The sequence below is a fragment of the Chitinophaga fulva genome (assembly GCF_012927205.1).
GTDB classification, from domain to species: domain Bacteria; phylum Bacteroidota; class Bacteroidia; order Chitinophagales; family Chitinophagaceae; genus Chitinophaga; species Chitinophaga fulva.
The window spans coordinates 3,864,704-3,883,968 of the sequence record NZ_JABBGC010000001.1; the positions used below are offsets into that span (position 1 = coordinate 3,864,704).

The following is a 19,265-nucleotide window of genomic DNA, read 5'->3' on the forward strand; positions in this document are numbered from 1 at the left end:
GGGCTCAACAGAAAAAGGAGAAATGGGCCATTTTATGACGGAGGGTGCGGATGGCATTGCTGATTTGTTTCTTGACAGTTTCCTGTGAAAGCTGCAGCTGGTGGGCTATTTCTTTATGAGTAAGGGCCGTTTTCCGGCTTAGCTCAAATACTTCCCTCATTTTAGCCGGCAGGGCACGTATTTCCCGCTCCATACGGGCTGTCATTTCTTTTTCCGTAATGTATTGGAGGGAGTTATTATCAGTATCGGAGAGCGACTGTTTCAGGGAAGACAGATGGTGCCGGTACGTACGTTTGGATGCCAGCATATTCAATACCCTGTTGCGCGTAGCAGCATATAAATAACCGGCCAGCGAACCGGAAAGCGTTATGTTAGCTGCTTTGGTCCAAAGGGCGGTGAACACTTCCTGTACAATGTCCTGTGCATCTTCTTCGTGTATTAGTATACGGTATGCCTGGAGGTAAAGGACTCCCCAGAATCTTTTGTATAATTCTTCAAACGCAAGGGTATTGCCCTGCCGGAATTGTTCCAGCAGTGCTTCATCATTCAACTTATCGAGCGGGCTGGTATAAGTGGATTGCTGCATACAGGCCTTTTTAAGGCAGACAGGTGTCTGACATATCGCTCAAAAGTAATACGCGCGGCAGACATTGCATATTAAATAATTGTGAGCAGCTTGCGTGGCAGATTAATGTATTGTTACTATTGGGGGGAATTAATCTTTTAGCGTAAACTCAAGAATTCCTGCAGGCAAATGTGTTGATCTATTATAATTTGCCGGTATTCTTTTTCCAGGGTCCGGAATTTCTCTACGGACGCAATAATTTGTATCGGGTCCTCCTGCATTCTGTATAAATATTCAATCTCAACTGCTGGTTTTTCCAGGTCTGTCAGGCCCACGCTTCGTATTTTAGTTAACAGCGTATGGGAAACGATCTTTCCTGTTGGGTAACCACCTGTGCTTGCTGCTTCTATCAAAGAATTGAGATAGTTATCCATATTTTCCACATAGTCGGAGAATATGGCTTCGGCATGTGAAACGGCTGATATATCTGCGGCGTTGGTGCCATAAAGATGGTTCAGTACATCTTTGTCTAATCGATCGTCAAAGGGAATTGGGAGCATGATGTTTTGGTGTGTTATTGCATCAATACAGTGAATAGTAAAATCCTGCTAAAGATAAGAATTTAGCCAACTATATGTAAGGATATCTTCCTAAATAAGATGATCTGGATAACTGGTGAATAAAAAAACTGAAATGGACAAGTACCTTTTGCGTTCTAAAACGTTGTCAGTATCAGATCATGAAAGGGTTTTAGATTGACGAATTAGTATAAATTTTAAACTGTCTGTGTTCAACTGACGGTTTAAGCAGGACCAATACAGTTTTTTGCCTCTATCGGGGTAGCCTATATACTTTTTTTTGTTTCAGGCAAAATACTTAAATTATCCTACAAGATAGATGTTTAAACGCTTAGTATTGCTCCTGCATTAACGCCCAAATGATAGAATATAACCTACAACAGAAATCCTCAAAATTTAATTTGGTATGAAATCCATGAGAATTGACATTGTTACATTTGTTAAATCGATTATTGATATTGGAACATCCAGAGCTCCTGTAGAAGATAGAAAAGCAATTCAGATTATTAATGTCCTGGGAATTGTAACCGGGTTAATGGTGTATGCTGTTGGATTCATTTTTTACAGTATACTCCCTAATAGGTTGTTGCTTTATGGGGTGCTGTTTGAGGGCAGTAGCTTCATTGCCTTAGTAGTACTGAATTACTTTGGAAAAAGCCAGATCTCAAAATATGCTGTGTTGGGTATACATTGCTTCGGTGCTGTTTACTTTGGAGCTTTATTGGGGATGGTACTACCTACTATGCTGGTTGCTGCTTTTTTATTTGTGTTTTTGGTTGGTGGCACAACCCTGATATTTCGTAATAGTCTTAACAAGTGGTGCTCAATTGGTGTTGTTGCCATTGTAATGTGTATAACTGAATTGAACAATTATTACGACGTGATAAAACCATTGCCGCTTGGTAATCATCATAACTATTATATATTCAGATGGTTAAGTAATGCTGGTATTTTGGCGCTGATGCTTGGCGTAATTTGGTTACTGGCAAGAGCTGTTGAAGGATATGACAAGGCTAGGAGAAAGTTTTTGGCGGATACAACACATGAAATAGGGAATGCTTTAAATCCGATTTCTCAGAGTATTCAAAGGCTTGAAAGGTACATTAAGCAATTGGATTCCCCTGAACATATGGCCATATTTGAACAGTATATTAAGAGGGCTAAGCCTGCCATGAGTTATGCGAAGCTGATGATTGACAGTGTGATTTCATTAGCAAAAATTGAGAATGGAATTTATGAGCTGGAATGTAAGCCGTTTCTTGTCTTGCCGTGGGTTGGGTCTGTGATCGACATGCTATCTCCCAATGCTGAAGAAAAAGGCCAAATTATCCGTCTAAAATATCATGATTTGCGTCCCATTATCAATGCAGACAGATTGATGCTGACACAGATTTTGGGCAATTTGATTTCTAACGCATCAAAGTACGGAGCTAATAATACGGCTATCACTGTTACGTTATCTAATATTGATAGATGGGGACTTAAAATAGCAGTACATAATTTGGGCTATATACCTCCAGAAGTACGTGTGAACTTGTTTGAACGCTATGTGACGACCAAAGGAGGCTATGAAAGAGGCAGCGGAACGGAGGGGAATGGTATTGGGCTGGATATAGTAAGAACGGCGGTAGGCAGGCTTGGAGGAAAAATTGAAGTAGCAAGTACAATGGAGAATGGAACAACCTTCAGTGTCCAAATATTTGATGTTGTTGATCAGCGACAGGAGCTCCTTGTAACTTTAGATGATGAAAAACCAGTTACGCATTCTTTTGATGATAAAACGATATTGATAATTGATGATAATTTAGATACCTACAATTCAGTTCGGATACTAACACGCGGGTGTAAACTGTACAAGGCTATAGACGGTGAGGCAGGCCTGGCTAAAGCACAGGAATTAGTTCCGGACCTGATTTTAATAGATAAAACAATGGAGAAAATGGATGGGATGGAGGTTCTTCAGCACATCAAAAACGATAGTAAATTAAAGTCTATTCCAGTTGTTGTTGTAACTGGTTCGGTCTATGAAAAAGATAAATTTCTTTCTGCGGGTTGCAAGGACTTTTTAAGCAAGCCGTTAGATCATAAACAATTAGAATTGATATTATTAAAAAATTTAAAATAATGATATGCAGAGATAGAAGGGTGGCAGGTACACTGTAGTAAAATTGCGGCATAAATCGTTAACTTAGGACACATACAATATGTGCCCCATGAATGTTCTTTGCCGTAAAAGGAGGCGTTACCGCAACTTTTACTGTTGCCGTTTCGCTTTAAGGGAGATTGTCGTTATATGGCGGTTTATCAGCAATGATATTAAGGATACAATTGTACCCTCCGTCATCGCTTTTTTTAATGGATGGATATATGTTCGTCCCCCCATCCGCTACTTGCCAGGACAGCTATTATTTAGCCTTATCTATGCGAGCTTATATATCTACACCTTCTGCATAAGTAATCAACTACACAGTATAGCCGAGGATGCAATTAATAAACCTTACCGGCCCCTACCTACAGGATTTGTCACACAGAAAGAAACTAAGATTCGTTTTTTGATATATAATGCTCTCTTCCTCATTGTTGCCTTCTATTTACACATTTTTTTTATAAGCATCGCTTGGATTGTCGTCACAGCAGGATTGAATCAATGGGGGTGGTCATCACATTGGTTGACTAAAAACCACCTGGGAATGTCATTAGGAACGTTTATTTTATTTACAGCACAATGGGTTATTGCATCACCAGAAGGAAAAATCAGCGGAAATGTTTATTGGTATTTCGCATTGTTAAGCATTTGGGCCGGCTCTAGTTTGCCTCTCCAGGATTTTCGTGATGTTGAGGGTGATCGTTTGATGGGACGTAAAACCTTAACAATTTCACTTGGGGAGGAAAAGGGGCGTCTGGTGATGATATTTCAATATTTAATTATGTCACCTGCTTTGGTATTAATGGCCATGCTCACGCAGGTAACAATGGTTCACTTATTGGATACTATCTTGCTGAGATGCTTATTGTTTGCACAAATTGGGGTTCACTGGTACATCGCTTATCGCATATGGTATTTTAGAAGTCCCAAGGAGGACGATTTTACCTATCATTTGTATGTCTTTCTGTTTTGCGCACTGGTACCAATGTTGAACCTCCTTTGTGAAAGTAGGTAGTTTGATTTCTATGAAAACCCCATTTTTTAGACTGGACTGACAACCAATATGTTATTGCGATTTTTTATTTTATGCTGACAATCATTTTTGTCGTTTCTTTGTTACTTGGTAATATTGTTTTCCTCTAATGATAACCTGTTAACATGTCTCTTATTTCCAGCCCGACTAGTGAATCTGTTTTCCGTAGGATTTGTTATTTGATCTCCGCTTTGTCCCTGACCCTGGGTCTTTATGTTTATAGTATACTTGAATATGAGCCGATAAAATATATTGAGATTACATTTGGCGTATTTTTTTTGTTATTGCCTTATCTCACGAAGAAGATAGGACTATACCTAAATATAAGTATCTTCTTTGTAGTGCTACATGGAGCCCTGTGTTTTTATGGGATTCTACTGGGACCAAGCAGTGAAATATCTACGCTGGTTGCTTTCCTGTTAGGAGTCGCTGTTTTTTTATTACGAGGAAAGAAATTGGTGATTTTCCCTGTAGTATTGGCTATTGGGATGCTCGTTTTTTTAGAATTAAACTATTACCACAGTTGGTTTACCCCACTTCCAATGGCCTATAAGACCGCAATCAAGGTGAGATGGGTAGTAATTTTTACTGCTGCAGGCCTTTCGGGTGTTACCATTTTCTATTTTGTCAAAAGGTGGGTCGCCGAAATTGAGAAAAACAAAAAGATGGCTCAACAGTTATTTGAGGCGAATGTATACAAAACAAATTTTCTGAGAGAAACGTCGCATGAGTTAAGAACCCCGTTAAGCAATATTATGGGGATAGCTGAGTTTTTTAATTTACATAAAAACAACTTTTCTGATGAAGTGAAGCAGGAAGTTGACAATCTTCTTGAGTCGGCACACCTGGCAGCAGAATTGGTGAATAATCATTTAGACCTGGCACGCATTGAGGCTGGTAAATACAATGATCTTCATCCCCCTGAAACTGTAAATTTGAAGTTTGTTTTCGATAACTGCATAGGCATGCAACGTGTTATTGCCAATGCAAGAAAAGTAAAGCTGGAAATCTCCTATGATAAAACATTGCCGGATTATATTTCAATTGATAAACTGGCATTATATACGATCATCAATAATTTAAGTTCCAACGTTGTCAAACATACAGGGCAAAATAATATAGCCCAGGTGAAAATTTACCAGGAATGCGAGCGCCTGATCATCGAGACGAAGAACGCTGGTTATATTGCCCCTGACAAACTCAATGATATATTCAAACCTTTTGTGTCCACCAATCAAAAAAATAGCACCGGGCTGGGGTTGCCTATTATTAAACATATTGCCAGGTTAATGGACGGGGACGTTTATGCTTATGTGTTAGGTGAGTTTGTCATATTCCGTTTTGAAATGCCGTTGATAGTCGCAGAAGCCCCCATCGTGAAACAAGGCCTTCAGGAGATAAAAGGTGCTTTGCAAGGGTATAAAATTTTGTGTATCGACGATGACCATATGTCCAGGAGCCGGCTCGAAAGAAATATTAAACATACCGGGGCGAAATGCATCATGTTGGAAGACGCACTTTCTGCTATAGAAGTTGTTAGGACGGAAATGCCCAATGTCATTATCTGTGATATGACGTTGCCGCAATTATCCGGTGTTGATTTCGCTACGCAACTGAAACAAAGTCCTTACACGGCCCAACTTCGGGTCCCGATAATTTTCTTAAGTGCCGACGTTTTTTCAAATGTTGGTAGTATAAAACAAGAAACCGGACTAGACGAAATTGAGTTTCTTCGGAAACCCTATTCGGATTTGGACTTATATTCTCTTTTGACAAAATACCTGGTCCCGGTAAGGATAATCGTGAGGGACTTCGCGTAAGTCATCTTCCGGAATTATCATGATGAAAAAATAAAATACAACATTATTTCGGTTAATTATATTTGTATGCGCAGCCATACGATAAAATCCCTCAGTGATCAACCCGTTTGTGCCCGTTTGTTGATGTTTTGGAAACCCGTTTGTCTGTAGTGATAACCCATAGTTAAAATCCTTCGAACTCAAAATTATACCTATTACATTTTCTCACTAAACCATGACCCTTTATGACCAGAAAACAGCCCGCAATGCTGCCGGCGATCCTACCAAAGGGCTTTTTGGTACCATTGTGCTGGGCGACAACCCCGGTTCGACTGTTCCCAAGATCGATATCTCCGGCTGGCAATACCACGCAGGTGCCCGGCAGCCAGCCCGTGCATGCGTTCTATAATCAACAGATAAATAACCACACCTATACGATCAACAGGAACGACTATCCTTATGAGCAGGTCGGCTATCGCTATCTTGGCGTAGCGTTCTATGCTTTCAAGACACCGTTTGTACGATAAATGTTACTAAACGACAAGAGGTTGTAACCTGTGCGTTACAACCTCTTGCCATTTCACCGGATGATGATTTTCCGTCATAGCCCCTGGGCAGAAACCCTGTACCGCTGCAAACGCAGCCACAACAACGCACCCAATATAAAAAACACGCTTTCAATGACCAGCCATTGGGTGCCAAAAGCTCCCAGTGGACCTTCTACCGTCCAGGTGATGATCCTCGACAGGGCATAGAGCCCCCACAGCCAGCATAGAAAAACAACCCCCTGCTGTATGTCCTTTAGCGCCCAACGCACCAGCATGACCGTAATCGTTAGCCCTACGCCACCATATACACCTCTGATAGAACTGAATGCATCACTGTTGGGCAGCTTCACCTGTACCAGGTCCATTACCGCCTGCGGACTAAAAAAGCCCATCATGCTTACCATAAAAAAACTTCCCGCAGACAGGTAGAGGTAGATGCGGGATAAAACTTTGATTGTTCGGGATGGATTCATATTTACACATTTATAACACAAATTTGGAAGTAGGGCACTAATAAAATCTTTGTGCGCATCAAGATTTTTATACGGATAATTTGCATGGGCGTTTGTAAAAGGCTACCCTCACGTCCCATTAGCTGGAAATTCTTTGCCAGAGCAGGTGCCACCTTATCTGGTGAACCGTTTGGGCGCTGGCTCTTTGATAGTTTTGCTCACGGAATGGCCGTGTCTTCGGCCGCATTATTGATCTTAAAATCGCGAAACAGATGAAACTGTGCAGTACCTGGTGGCTGGCCGGATGTTTGGGCCTGACACTGATTTTTTCGGCTTGCAGCAAGGAAACATTTGAGAAAAGCCGTCTGAAAGAGTTTAACCTCACCTCCACTGCCAACGGTGGCAACTATGACATTAAAGTGGCCTTGCCGGAAAATTACTCCCCGGCCAAAGGATACCGTACCCTTTATGTGTTGGATGCAAAACTGGATTTTGAGTTTACCGCGCTGGAATGTGAAAAGCAGGCCCGGGACCGTCACCGGGATGGGGTGTTAGTGGTGGGCATTGGCTGGGGCCATGATCGGTTGGACGACTATACGCCAACTCCCAGTAACATTGGCAGCGGGGGAGCTGATAAATTCGTTGAGTTTATTGAAGCAGAACTGATTCCCCGGATAGAGTCGGAGTTCCATGCCGTTCCCTCCCGCGCGGGAAGAGGCATACTGGGACATTCAGCAGGAGGTCTGCTGGTGGGGCACAGCTTCACGAACCACAATAGCGTGTTTGGTCACTACCTGTGCCTGAGCCCTTCCTTCTGGTATGACGATGCTATTGTACTAAGGAACGAAATGGCCTACCGGGAGCGAAACAGGGAGGGGAGCGGCAGTTTCTTCCTGGCCCTTGGAGAGTTGGAGGAAAAGATGCGTCCGCCTTTTGTTGGTTTTCGCGGCACCCTCCAGGCATACTATCCCCATTATATTCTCCGGGATTATATAACACCCGGAAAAGGCCACCTCGATTCCAAAAAGACGAACATCAAAAGAGCGCTCTCCTTTTTCTTTGAAAACATTTAAAACGGCTTATGCGAAACATTTTTTTTACTTGCCTGATATTATTGGCGACCAGCGTACATGGGCAAGACCATCCTGCAACATCCCCATTGTCCCACCTCACTATCAAACCTGCCATAGGCATACTGCCGTGGAGTCTGCCGGTGAAAGCCCTCACCTCCGTTGTCCTGGAATATCCGTTAAAAGGGAATTGGGTGGTAGGCTCTCATACAATGCTGGCCAGTGCTGTGGCCAGAAATACCTATAACATCGAAACGAACTATAGCCTGCAGTTCTCCCAAAAATTCGGAGTGGGGTATTCGATGACCGGCCCCCGGAAATTTATCCGGCTTACTTTACTGGCTATGGGTGGTGTGCGGCGTATCGCGTTCAAAGAAACGCTGGATTATCCCGGCCTGGAAAAGATTACCACGAAAACCAGCACCACCATGCCAGATGTAGGACTGCTGGTGGACTGGTCACTCGGAAGAAAACGGTATACTTTCAATGCGAGGACCTACCTGCCTTTTTATCCCTTTGAAGGTTACCCTGTCAGCACTTTCCAAAACATCAGCATAGAAATGGGCATGGGCATGCGGCTGAAACGCTGAAATATTCAGGGTTAGTCTGGTAAATACATTTGTATACAAGAGGGAACTCATTATATTTGGTATTTACTACACAAGACTAACAACTGATATGTTATCGGATTGGCGTGTTATATATATGGGCGGTGTTTTTATCTCGCTTTTCCTGTTTGTTATCCTGATCAGCAAGCCGAAAAAAAGTACTGCAGATAAAATATTGAGTGCGTGGTTCTTTTTTGCGATCATTCACCAGGCGCTGATGGGCTGGTATGCGTCCAACAAAATGAGCGACATGCCGGCGCTCATCGGATGGGAGCTGCCATTTCCGTTCCTGCACGGCCCCTTCCTGTATCTGTATATTTTGTTTCTCACCGGTCAGCAACGTCACGGATGGCGTAACCTATTCCACTTCATCCCGTCGGTGCTGGCCGTAGTTATACTTGTACCTGTACTGGGGTCTATGTCTGTGCAGGAGAAAATGGGGATGGCAGGGCCATCGGGTTTTGAGCCGTTATTCCGGGGGATGGTCGGCAGCATCATCGTTTCAGGAATAGTATATGTGCTGTTGTCTTTACGCCTGCTTCGCAGGCACCGCCGGAATGTAGCTGTTCAGTTTTCCAATACGGATAAGATCACACTTAACTGGCTGCGTTACCTCATCGGGGGAATGGGGGCTATATGGATCGTTGTCATCATCTCCCCATCAGCACAGTCGTTGTATATAGTTGTGGCCCTGTTTATTTTCTTTATCGGCTATTTTGGTATCCGCCAGGTAGGTATCTTCTCCCATCAACTGCCTGCTCACGCAGTATATCTTCCTGCGGTGGTGCAGTTGCCGGAGAAAACGCCGGAACCTGCCGTGGTGGAAGATATGGCAGACATAGCCAGTAAAAAAGTAAAGTACGAAAAAAGCGGGCTCACTGATACCGAAGCCGCCAGGATTCACGCGGCGCTTATTTCACTCATGGAGCAACAGCACTGTTACAAAGATTCCGGCTTGACCCTCGGCGACCTGGCCAAACCCCTGGACGTACATCCTGCCATCCTTTCCCAGGTTATTAATTCAAAAGAGGGAAAAAGTTTTTATGACTACATTAATGTCCTCCGGGTGGAAGCTTTTAAACAGCTGTTGCAGCAACCGGAGAACCAGCAATATACCCTGCTGGCGCTGGCGTTTGAATGTGGATTCAATTCCAAGACCAGTTTTAACCGGAACTTTAAAAAGATCACACAGCTTTCTCCCAGTAGTTATGTTAAGGAGATGAATATTAGTATACAGGAGGGAGAGTAAGATATTATTTTTCTCATGCCGGCAAACTAGCTGTTTGTACCATCTCCTTACCCGTTTGTTCAATTCTTTTGTACAGCCTATCCCTCCCGGATACTTTTGAGCCGCCAACATGATATTGAAGCCATGAGCCTTCAAACCCTGGTGTGGCAGCGACCCCGTTAAAAGTTTTTATATGTCCAACAAATGTTTATTATTTCTTCCATCCGGGCTTTTAGCCTGGATAATATGGCCTCTTAGCATGCTGAGTGTGTTATGCTGTGCCGCCACCGCCAGCGGCCAGCAAACACCAGCATTGCCGGCCACCGTCGGGCCTTCCGGAGGGCGGCCTGATACTTCCTGGCTGCAAGGCGCAAGAATTTCTTTCCAACCCGTCGCCTCAGGGACCAACAGAACGGGAACAACCGCCTACCTGTTGCACAAGACGTCCTTTATGGATGCTGACCTGGAGGTTTATGATACACACACCTGGAAAAAGCTCCGGAAGAAGAAGCTGACAGCTGTTGCTCACCGCTTCTCGCTCAATAGTAATGACTCGCTGATCGCTTTTACCACATTGGGAAAGATCAAAGTGCTGCATACCAAAAACCTGAAAACGGCACGGATGCTGTGGGAACGCACACCACAAAAACTGGTGGTGTTCAATCCGGCTGCACCAACGGTATTTGCCAGCGTTACGCTTAAAGTGATCATACAGGTAAGGGACTTGCGCAACGATAGTATTCTCCTCCAGATCTTAAAGCACGATGCCCCCATCCAGGCGCTGAGTTATAGTCCCGATGGTAAATATCTCTTCAGCCTGGATAAAAAAGGCAGACTATGTGTATGGTCTCCGGCTGAAAAAGGTCTTGTGGCCGACATGGAACATGTACAGGGAGTCCCTTACTGGGACAAGGATGGAGCGCTTTATATCCAGGATAGTATGGCGCCACAAACGTCACAGCCGGTGGTCCTGGAACCTAAGCCCGGTGGCGAGCACCACTTTTTCCCATACAAAGCACCCAGGCGGGAGGTATTTCCTGCACCTATTATAGGATATGCGCCGGAAGCGGGCTTTATATTGGGATTGGGCCTGACGGTCATCGACCAGCCAGCCAGCGATAGCAGATATTACCGGCCCTCGTTGTTCACCATATCGGCTTCCCACGGATTTAACGGAAACCAGTGGCTGCTGGGATTCTCTGTCAGCAGATACCTGAGTGAGCACTGGTACCTGGCGGCCGACCTGCAGTATAATATACATGCCAGGAATTTTTACTTCGGTATCGGTAAAGACGCTGACCGCGAGAACAAGCAGCCTTATATGTCCACTAATTTTTCCTTTAACGGCGGCATGTACTGGTTATTGGGCCAGCAGCTTGGACTGGGCCTGGTATACGATGTCCGGCATAATAAAGGCATCCGTTTTGAACACGACATTACTGAGCTGCCGGCACATACAGAAGGCGGGCTGACCGCAGGTGTGGGCGGAGGGCTCAGACTGGATAACCGCGACAATGTGTTTCTGCCTTCCCGTGGCGCGTTCCTTCAACTGGCTTATCTACGCTATGGTATAGCAGATGTAGGGGATTATCCGCACCATGAGATAAAAGCTGATCTCCGTAAATATTTCCCTTTAGGCAATCCGGCAGATGGCCGCCAGCTGGCCATACAGGGAGCGACGAATATTACCTGGGGTGGACAGGTGCCTTTTTACCTGCTGCCCTATTTTACGGGCGACAAAGCATTTCGTGGCATATACAGAAATCTTTATCTTGATAACCAGGTGGCCTTTGTGCAGGCGGAATACAGGTCCTGGTTTACGACAGCAGACCCCAGGTATGGATATGCTATATTTGCAGGAGTGGCCGATGGAGCCAATGACTTTTTTCATGGATACAAACCTGATATCAAGGCAGTATATGGATTGGGGCTCCGTCAACGGGTGTATCCAAAGAATCATTTGTTGTTGCGGATGGATGCCGCCTGGACCAGTAAAGGTGATTTTGGTTTCTTCGCCGGACTGGGGACTTCCTTTTAATAACCGCCTGAAAAAACATATAAACTAATGAGATTGACCGGAGGTGACTTTTCTTTTCCCCATAAATATAAAGTAAGATGGCTTGCCATCTTGCTTTGTTATACGGTCTATGCAGCGTTTGTGTTCTGCATTCTATATATGACGCAAAAAGAGGCGCTTTACAGAGACTACGGCCCTCCGGGCAGATGGGGACTTAATTTCCTGCACGATGTTATCAAGTGTACGGCCATCTACTATTTTCTGATCTACTGCATATTCCTGCCCATCATACAAACCAGGAAGATCTCCTTCCGGGTGATCTTACCTAAGCTGGGGCAGCTGATACTTTTCGCCACGGTATTGACTACCTACGAGTTTTACTGGACATTTGTCATCAAGGGGGGAGCGGCCAGCATGTATGACTATGCTTTTTGGGAAGTCTCCATCGGGTTGCTCATGCTGTTGATAAGCCTGATAGTGTCCATATTTATTGAATTACGCGCCAGATCGGTACGTTTGCAGGAATCGGAAAAGGGTAAGCTGATGGCGGAGCTGTCGGCTATTAAATACCAGATCAATCCCCATTTTCTGTTTAATTGCCTTAATTTCATTTATACCAAATCAGTCCGGCATAATGCAGAAGTGGCGCATGCCGTGAACCTGTTGTCGGAAATTATGCGTTATGCCCTGGAACAGAATGACGATAAGGAAGGGATGGTATTGCTGGCCGCAGAAATGGAGCATCTGAAAAACGTGATTGAGATCAACCAGATGCGCTTTAACCATAACCTGAAAATTCGGTTCTCTGAAAAAATTGACAACCTGAATATGCGTATTCCACCACTGGTGCTGATTACATTGGTGGAGAATGCATTTAAACACGGCGATCTGAATGATGAACATAATCCCCTCGACATAAAAATCGAAGTAGACAGGGAGAAATTATGGTTCTATACCCAGAACAAAAAAAAGAAAAGCGTGAAAGAACTATCCAGTGGTATTGGCCTGGCAAATGTCAGGCAACGGTTACAGCTGGTATACGGGCCCAGGCATCATTTTCAGACAATGGAGGATGAACAGTATTATGTGGCCGAACTAACTATAAATCCATAAATGATGATCCGGTGTATTATTGTAGATGATGAAACCCATGCGATCGAGCTATTGACCATGCATATTGAACAAACCAGTTACCTGGAGCTGGTGGGTACCGCCACCAGCCCTGTGAAAGCGCTGCAAATGGCCTTTGACCAAAAGGTAGATGTGGTTTTCCTGGATGTGCAAATGCCGGAAATGTCAGGGATCGAATTTATGCAATTGCTGAACGGAAAATGTAAAGTGATATTGGTCACCGCTTATAAAGACTATGCTATAGAGGGTTTTGACCATGATGTGGTGGATTATCTGCTGAAACCGGTAACATTGGCCCGCTTTCTTAAAAGCACCCGTAAGTTGCTGGACCTCCGGGAAAGTGCCGCCGGGCCGGATGACGATTATATTTTCGTGAGTGCCGATTCAAAAGGAAAACTGCTGCGGATCAATATAGAAGATATCATTTACGTAGAGGGGCAGAAACAATATGTTTGTTTTTTTACCCGTGCGGGGAAAAAGCATCTCTCCAGGCTGTCGTTGAAGGAATTGGAAGCCCGCATGCCAGCGGGTAAATTCATCAGGGTACATAAATCCTATGTGCTTGCCATCCGGTATATTACCATGATCCACTACAACGTGGTGTACATGGCACATACCACAGAGATGATCCCCATCGGCTCCAGCTACAAGGATGCCTTTATGAACAGGATGAAGGATAAGATCATTACCTGAAATTGGAATCCGCGGAAAACAGCGTAGTGGAACAGCCGGCATAGCACCGGCTGTTTCACCTTTACATTGTTCACGCTTCTGCCAGCTGTTCTGCTTCATGGACGGCCCAAAGGGTTTTGACGAGGGCATCCGGCGTAACAGAAATACTGTCTATTCCGTGCTGCACCAGGAACCTGGTGAGCTCCGGGAAATCAGACGGCCCCTGTCCGCATATGCCTACTTTTACTTTATGTTCTTTGGCTACTATAATCAGTCGGGATATCATACGCAGTACGGCCGGACTCAGTTCATTATAAAGACCGGACACCAGTTCCGAGTCCCTGTCCAGCCCTAGAGTGAGCTGTGTAAGATCGTTGGACCCGATGGAGAAACCGTCGATATGCGGAGCAAATTCTTCCGCCATCATAATATTGGAAGGCAGTTCGGCCATCAGGTATACTTCCAGCCCGTTGCGGCCCCTGGCCAGTCCTGCTTCTTCCATCACTGCCAGTACCTGCCTGAGTTCTTCCACCGTGCGGCAAAAAGGGATCATCACCACAATGTTGTTCAGTCCCATGGTTTCCCTGGCCTTGCGGATGGCGGCGCATTCCAGCATAAAAGCAGTTTTATATTTTTCTGAGTAGTAACGGGAAGCACCACGCCAGCCTATCATAGGGTTTTCTTCCTTCGGCTCGAAATATTTTCCGCCCGGCAGGTTGTAATATTCGTTGCTTTTAAAATCGGAGAAACGTACAATAGCTTTGTCGGGGTAACAGGAAGCGGCGATCTTGCCCACGCCTGACGCCAGTTTACTGATAAAGTAGTCTGCTTCGTTGTCGTAACCATAGATGAGTTTTTCTATTTCGGCAGACAGTGCCTCGTCCTGTAGCTCCCGATGGCGCAGCAGTGCAAGGGGGTGGACTTTGATGTAGTTATTGATGATGAACTCTTCCCTGGCCAGCCCGATACCTTTTCCGGGGAGGTGCGTAAACTGGAAAGCCATGGAAGGTGATCCTACATTGAGCATCAGTGGCGTGTTTACAACAGGAAGGCTGGAAAGTTCCAACAGTCCTTCCGTTACCGGCAGTATGCCTTCGTATACTACGCCTTCCGTGCCTTCGGCGCAACTAACCGTGATGGGCTGTCCGCTGTTCAGTTTCTCCGTAGCGTCTTCACAGCCCACAATGGCAGGGATGCCCATTTCCCGTGCTACGATGGCGGCGTGGCAGGTGCGACCACCTTTGTTGGTAACAATCGCGGAAGCCATTTTCATGATAGGTTCCCAGTCGGGGTCTGTCATGTCGGTCACCAGTACATCTCCGGGTTGGAAGGTGGTGCCCGTGGTGACGCGGTTGTCGAGCGAGAAAAGTATGTTCACCTTGCCGGCGGCGATACCGTCTCCCACGGCGATTCCTTTTAACAGCTCCCGTGGTGTGCTGCCGCCTGTATCGAGTGAGCGGGTGATGATCCTGGTCCTGTCTCTGCGTGAATGAATGGTCTCGGGACGCGCCTGTACGATGTATAATTCGTGGCTAAGGCCGTCGAGCGCCCATTCCACATCCATGGGGCACCAATGTCCTTTTTTATCGGAATAGTACGATTCAATACGTTGTACCGAGCCGGCCAGCTCCATGATCTGGTCATCAGTGAGACAGAAACTGTGCTGTTGCTGTTTAGTAGCCGGGATTACACGTGTTCGTTCGTCACTGCTTTCTCCATAGATCATCTGCTTGTCTTTGACGCCCATCTTTTTTTCAAGGATAGGTTTGTACTGTGACTGGAGGAGGGGTTTGAAGACAATAAATTCGTCCGGGGAAACAGCCCCCTGCACCACCAGTTCTCCCAGTCCCCATGAGCCGTTGATCAGGATAACATCCCGGAAACCTGATTCCGTATCAAGCGAAAAGGCCACGCCGGAGGCGCCGAGGTCGGAACGTACCATTTTCTGTACGCATACGGAAAGCCCGATGCTGAAATGATCATAACCGAAGTTCTCACGGTAGCTGATAGCACGGTCTGTAAACAGGGAGGCGAAACAGTTCCGTACTGCGTCTATTAAAGCTACCGGTCCGCGTACATTCAGAAAGGTTTCCTGCTGTCCGGCAAAGGATGCATCCGGCAGATCTTCTGCTGTGGCGGAAGAACGTACGGCCACATCGGTCTGCTCCTGGCCATACAGTCCGGATAGCGCATGGTAGGCAGCTATGATCTCATGACTGAGGTCATGAGGGAATCTTGAGTTGCTGATCTCCTGCCTGATCCGTTGGCCCGCCCTGCGTAAAGAGCTGATGTTGTTAAAGTCGATCTGCGCTATCTGGTCTCTTATAAACTGGTCCAAGCCGCTGTTTTGCATAAACTGGTAATAGGCCTTCGTGGTGATAGCGAATCCGCCCGGCACTTTTACGCCGGCTTTCGACAGTCCGGAGATCATTTCACCCAGGGAGGCAGATTTTCCTCCCACTAAGGCAATAGCGTCCAGTCCCACCTCTTCCAGAGGGAGTACAATGCTTTCTTTCATGAAATATTTTTGTTTAATGTTGACGGGCAGGCGCTATATATCAGCCTTCCATACGTGGTAAATTGTTTCTCCTGAAAGTTATTGCAATTGCTATTCCGTCTGACGTACCGGGGAGAATGCCGAAAACAAAACAGTAAACTGTTACCGTGACCGATTTTTTTTCGGCAATATGTACCCATATCCCTATTTTTGATCAAAAACCAACCATGAGTTTCACACCGGATATGACAGACCTATGCATTCTGGACATACTTCAGACGGATGCCAGGACCACCAACAAAGAAATCGCATCCAGGTTAGGTAAATCAGTAACATCTATTTTTGACAGGGTGAAACGATTGGAAGCAGAAGGATATATTACCGGGTACGTGGCGGTACTCAATCCCGGCAAACTGGGGAGCACACTGATCGCTTATACAAGTGTAACCCTCGAAGGGCACGGTCATGACAAGCTGTCGAGCTTTGAGCAAAAGATCAATTCTTTTCCTGAAGTATTGGAGAGTTATAAAATGAGCGGACAGTTTGACTACCTGCTGAAAATCGTGATCGCCGATATGGAAGCTTATGAGCTGTTTTATTCCAACAAACTATCCAAACTGGAAAATATATCCAAGATCAGGAGTTTGTTTGTGTTGTCTGAAACGAAGAAAGAGACGGGCCTGAGCCTTAAAACAGCGCAGCATCAGAAGGACCGGCAAAAGAAAGGCCCCGGATTGGAGATGTAACGTTGCTCCGTAGAATTTTCAGCTTCCCCCTTCTTGTTTATCTCCCTTTGAAAGCTTAGTTTTGAATGGATAACAACCGCGAAAAAAATCAACCAGAAAGTCCTGAACAATTACCGGCAATAGCAGTGTTACACATATTAAGATGATGACAGACTACACCTTCTATGCTGATGAAGAGCTGGTTCACCTGATGGCCGCCGACGACCATGCCGCGTTTACAGAAATCTATAACCGGTATTGGAAGCGCCTGTATGTACTGGCCTATGATCGCCTGCATTCCCGGGAGCTGGCTGAAGATGTGGTGCAGGACGTATTTACCGGTTTGTGGCAACGCAGAAGCCAGTCTGTTATCCGGTCGTTGCCCGCTTATCTCGCTACCGCCAACCGTTATGCTGTATTTGCCCAGCTCTCCAAAACGGCCCGTGTGACCACGGTGGAGACACTCCCCGAATCCCTGCAGGCGGTGACAGATGAAACGGCTCAACTGCATTTCCTGCAACAATCCATGGAACACCAACTAAAGCAGTTGCCCGAAAAATGCCGTCTTGTTTTTAACTACAGCCGCAACGCAGGTCTTACCAACCGCGAAATAGCCGACCAGCTCCAGATCTCCGAGAAAGCAGTGGAGAAACATATTACCAAAGCATTGCAGCGGCTCCGTATTCAGTTCAGGAATTATTTCCACGCTATTTTCCTGTATTAAAAAAAAAATTTCTTCCTGGGGTAGGGTAAGCCCTCCGTTTCCATACTTACATTATATAACACCTGTAAATTCAAAAATGAATGGACAAGAAAGAACTGGCTGTACTATCAGAAAAGTATCTGGCCGGTACCGCCAGTGAAGAGGAAGTGGGACGTTTGTTGCAATGGTACAATGCCTACGATGAACAGGAACTGACGGCTCATGTGACGGTGGAAGGAGAGGAGACGGAAGACAGCCTGAAGGACCGGATGTACCGTCGCCTGCAGGAGGTCACACAGCCTCAGGAGCACAGGCCGGTAGTCCGGATGCAAAGCTCGTACAGGAAGGTGGCCGCTGCCGTGCTGATCCTGATCATGGCAGGTGGCGGGTACTATTTCTTTAACAAGGTACGGAAACGTGATCTTGTTGCGGAGACTACACCGTTGCCTGTACATCCCGGAGGCGATAAAGCAACGCTTACATTGGCCGATGGCTCCGTGGTAAACCTCGACAGTATTGGTACCGGATTGGTGACATTACAGGGCGTAAAAGTGGAGAAGACCAAACACGGACAGATCGTTTATAAGAACAATGGGAACGCTGCGGTCAACAACGTATTGCGTACGCCCAGAGGTGGGCAGTTTAAGGTAACGCTGCCGGATGGCACCGATGTGTGGCTGAACGCTTCTTCCTCCATCAGCTATCCCACGGCGTTTACCGGCGATAGCAGGAACGTGTCTGTTACCGGGGAAGTGTATTTTGAAGTGGCTGCGGATGCTGCCCGTCCGTTTGAAGTAAAAGTGAACGATATCAGTGTACTGGTGTTGGGGACACATTTTAATATCAATGCTTATGACGATGAGCAAACGATCAAAACCACGCTGCTGGAAGGGGCTGTACTGGTAAGGACTCCCGGTGCATTCAAACACCTGGAGCCCGGTCAGCAGGCGAAAGTAAAGCCAGGCAATAACCATATCGAATGGCTGAAACACGTGGATGTGAACAGCGCTGTGGCCTGGAAGAACGGTTATTTTTCTTTTGATGACGCAGACATCCCTACGGTGATGAGGCAATTGGCAAGGTGGTATAACATTGATGTCGTTTATGCCGGGAATGTGCCGGAAGGTACTTTCACCGGCGAGATTGGGAGAAACCTGACACAGGACCAGTTGATGAAGATATTGAAACAGGCGAGGATTAATTTTAAACTGGAAGAGGAGAGAAGACTTGTTATTTATCCGTAAGTAAACATCTATCAGAATCCATAACCAACCATTACCAAACAACCGGTATCGTAAAACCGGGGAACCATTTAACCTGGCCTGTACAAGGGCCTGAGTGATAGCTATCCAATAACACATGTTATGAAGTGAACGTAGCCCACCGGGTATAGGGGGCCTATGTCTCATCCATAAAAAAACCTGGTGTCAAGATTGGCGTCCGCACCAGGTTTGATCGTTGGTTAACCCTTTTTCTGAACCCTTCCTGCTACC

18 protein-coding genes are annotated in these 19,265 nt (G+C 45.7%); 14 read left to right on the top strand and 4 right to left on the bottom strand.

What is annotated here, in order from left to right:
- Positions 1 to 4 precede the first annotated feature (4 nt).
- Positions 5 to 586: an RNA polymerase sigma factor gene (locus tag HHL17_RS15730; RefSeq protein WP_169225635.1), complete on the bottom strand. Its 582-nt coding sequence runs from the start codon at positions 584 to 586 to the stop codon at positions 5 to 7.
- A gap of 137 nt (positions 587 to 723) precedes the next feature.
- Positions 724 to 1,125: a hypothetical protein gene (locus tag HHL17_RS15735; RefSeq protein ID WP_169225636.1), complete on the bottom strand. Its 402-nt coding sequence runs from the start codon at positions 1,123 to 1,125 to the stop codon at positions 724 to 726.
- A 424-nt stretch (positions 1,126 to 1,549) separates the two neighbouring features.
- On the opposite strand from HHL17_RS15735, the gene HHL17_RS15740 reads away from it, so the two are divergent.
- From HHL17_RS15740 to HHL17_RS34030, 5 genes are all read left to right on the top strand, one after another.
- Positions 1,550 to 3,268, top strand: a complete 1,719-nt coding sequence (locus HHL17_RS15740; protein WP_169225637.1) for an ATP-binding response regulator — start codon at positions 1,550 to 1,552, stop codon at positions 3,266 to 3,268.
- A gap of 88 nt (positions 3,269 to 3,356) precedes the next feature.
- Entirely contained in the window at positions 3,357 to 4,304 is a 948-nt protein-coding gene (locus tag HHL17_RS15745) for a UbiA family prenyltransferase (protein WP_169225638.1), read from the top strand.
- Positions 4,305 to 4,447: 143 nt separating this feature from the next.
- The gene (locus HHL17_RS15750; protein ID WP_169225639.1) at positions 4,448 to 6,142 is read left to right on the top strand and encodes an ATP-binding response regulator; all 1,695 of its coding nucleotides are present in this window, start codon (positions 4,448 to 4,450) and stop codon (positions 6,140 to 6,142) included.
- A 214-nt stretch (positions 6,143 to 6,356) separates the two neighbouring features.
- On the top strand, positions 6,357 to 6,530 hold the full coding sequence (locus HHL17_RS15755; protein WP_169225640.1) for a hypothetical protein: 174 nt from the start codon (positions 6,357 to 6,359) through the stop codon (positions 6,528 to 6,530).
- Positions 6,514 to 6,648, top strand: a complete 135-nt coding sequence (locus HHL17_RS34030; RefSeq protein WP_449384932.1) for a hypothetical protein — start codon at positions 6,514 to 6,516, stop codon at positions 6,646 to 6,648. The genes HHL17_RS15755 and HHL17_RS34030 overlap by 17 nt, the downstream gene beginning before the upstream one ends.
- Before the next feature lie 74 nt (positions 6,649 to 6,722).
- Here the strand turns inward: HHL17_RS34030 and HHL17_RS15760 are convergent, their stop codons facing one another.
- Entirely contained in the window at positions 6,723 to 7,142 is a 420-nt protein-coding gene (locus tag HHL17_RS15760) for a DUF4345 domain-containing protein (RefSeq protein ID WP_169225641.1), read from the bottom strand.
- A 251-nt stretch (positions 7,143 to 7,393) separates the two neighbouring features.
- On the opposite strand from HHL17_RS15760, the gene HHL17_RS15765 reads away from it, so the two are divergent.
- The 6 genes from HHL17_RS15765 to HHL17_RS15790 all read left to right on the top strand — a co-directional run bounded on the left by HHL17_RS15765 (position 7,394) and on the right by HHL17_RS15790 (position 13,868).
- Positions 7,394 to 8,194, top strand: a complete 801-nt coding sequence (locus HHL17_RS15765; protein ID WP_169225642.1) for an alpha/beta hydrolase — start codon at positions 7,394 to 7,396, stop codon at positions 8,192 to 8,194.
- Positions 8,195 to 8,202: 8 nt separating this feature from the next.
- Positions 8,203 to 8,781, top strand: coding sequence for a hypothetical protein (locus tag HHL17_RS15770; RefSeq protein WP_169225643.1), 579 nt, complete (start codon positions 8,203 to 8,205; stop codon positions 8,779 to 8,781).
- An 88-nt stretch (positions 8,782 to 8,869) separates the two neighbouring features.
- Complete coding sequence (locus HHL17_RS15775) at positions 8,870 to 10,048, top strand: helix-turn-helix domain-containing protein (protein WP_169225644.1); 1,179 nt, start codon at positions 8,870 to 8,872, stop codon at positions 10,046 to 10,048.
- A 238-nt stretch (positions 10,049 to 10,286) separates the two neighbouring features.
- Positions 10,287 to 12,065 carry a WD40 repeat domain-containing protein gene (locus HHL17_RS15780; RefSeq protein ID WP_169225645.1) on the top strand — a complete coding sequence of 593 codons (1,779 nt, stop codon included), beginning with the start codon at positions 10,287 to 10,289 and terminating at the stop codon, positions 12,063 to 12,065.
- 138 nt (positions 12,066 to 12,203) lie between these two features.
- The gene (locus HHL17_RS15785; protein WP_169225646.1) at positions 12,204 to 13,157 is read left to right on the top strand and encodes a sensor histidine kinase; all 954 of its coding nucleotides are present in this window, start codon (positions 12,204 to 12,206) and stop codon (positions 13,155 to 13,157) included.
- Positions 13,158 to 13,868, top strand: a complete 711-nt coding sequence (locus HHL17_RS15790) for a LytR/AlgR family response regulator transcription factor (RefSeq protein WP_169225647.1) — start codon at positions 13,158 to 13,160, stop codon at positions 13,866 to 13,868.
- A gap of 70 nt (positions 13,869 to 13,938) precedes the next feature.
- Here the strand turns inward: HHL17_RS15790 and ppsA are convergent, their stop codons facing one another.
- Positions 13,939 to 16,365, bottom strand: a complete 2,427-nt coding sequence (gene ppsA, locus HHL17_RS15795) for a phosphoenolpyruvate synthase (RefSeq protein ID WP_169225648.1) — start codon at positions 16,363 to 16,365, stop codon at positions 13,939 to 13,941.
- A 206-nt stretch (positions 16,366 to 16,571) separates the two neighbouring features.
- On the opposite strand from ppsA, the gene HHL17_RS15800 reads away from it, so the two are divergent.
- The 3 genes from HHL17_RS15800 to HHL17_RS15810 all read left to right on the top strand — a co-directional run bounded on the left by HHL17_RS15800 (position 16,572) and on the right by HHL17_RS15810 (position 19,016).
- The gene (locus HHL17_RS15800) at positions 16,572 to 17,090 is read left to right on the top strand and encodes an Lrp/AsnC family transcriptional regulator (RefSeq protein WP_169225649.1); all 519 of its coding nucleotides are present in this window, start codon (positions 16,572 to 16,574) and stop codon (positions 17,088 to 17,090) included.
- A gap of 142 nt (positions 17,091 to 17,232) precedes the next feature.
- A complete protein-coding gene (locus tag HHL17_RS15805; protein WP_169225650.1) occupies positions 17,233 to 17,793 on the top strand; it encodes a sigma-70 family RNA polymerase sigma factor in 561 nt (186 codons plus the stop codon).
- An 80-nt stretch (positions 17,794 to 17,873) separates the two neighbouring features.
- Complete coding sequence (locus HHL17_RS15810; RefSeq protein ID WP_169225651.1) at positions 17,874 to 19,016, top strand: FecR family protein; 1,143 nt, start codon at positions 17,874 to 17,876, stop codon at positions 19,014 to 19,016.
- Positions 19,017 to 19,265 lie beyond the last annotated feature (249 nt).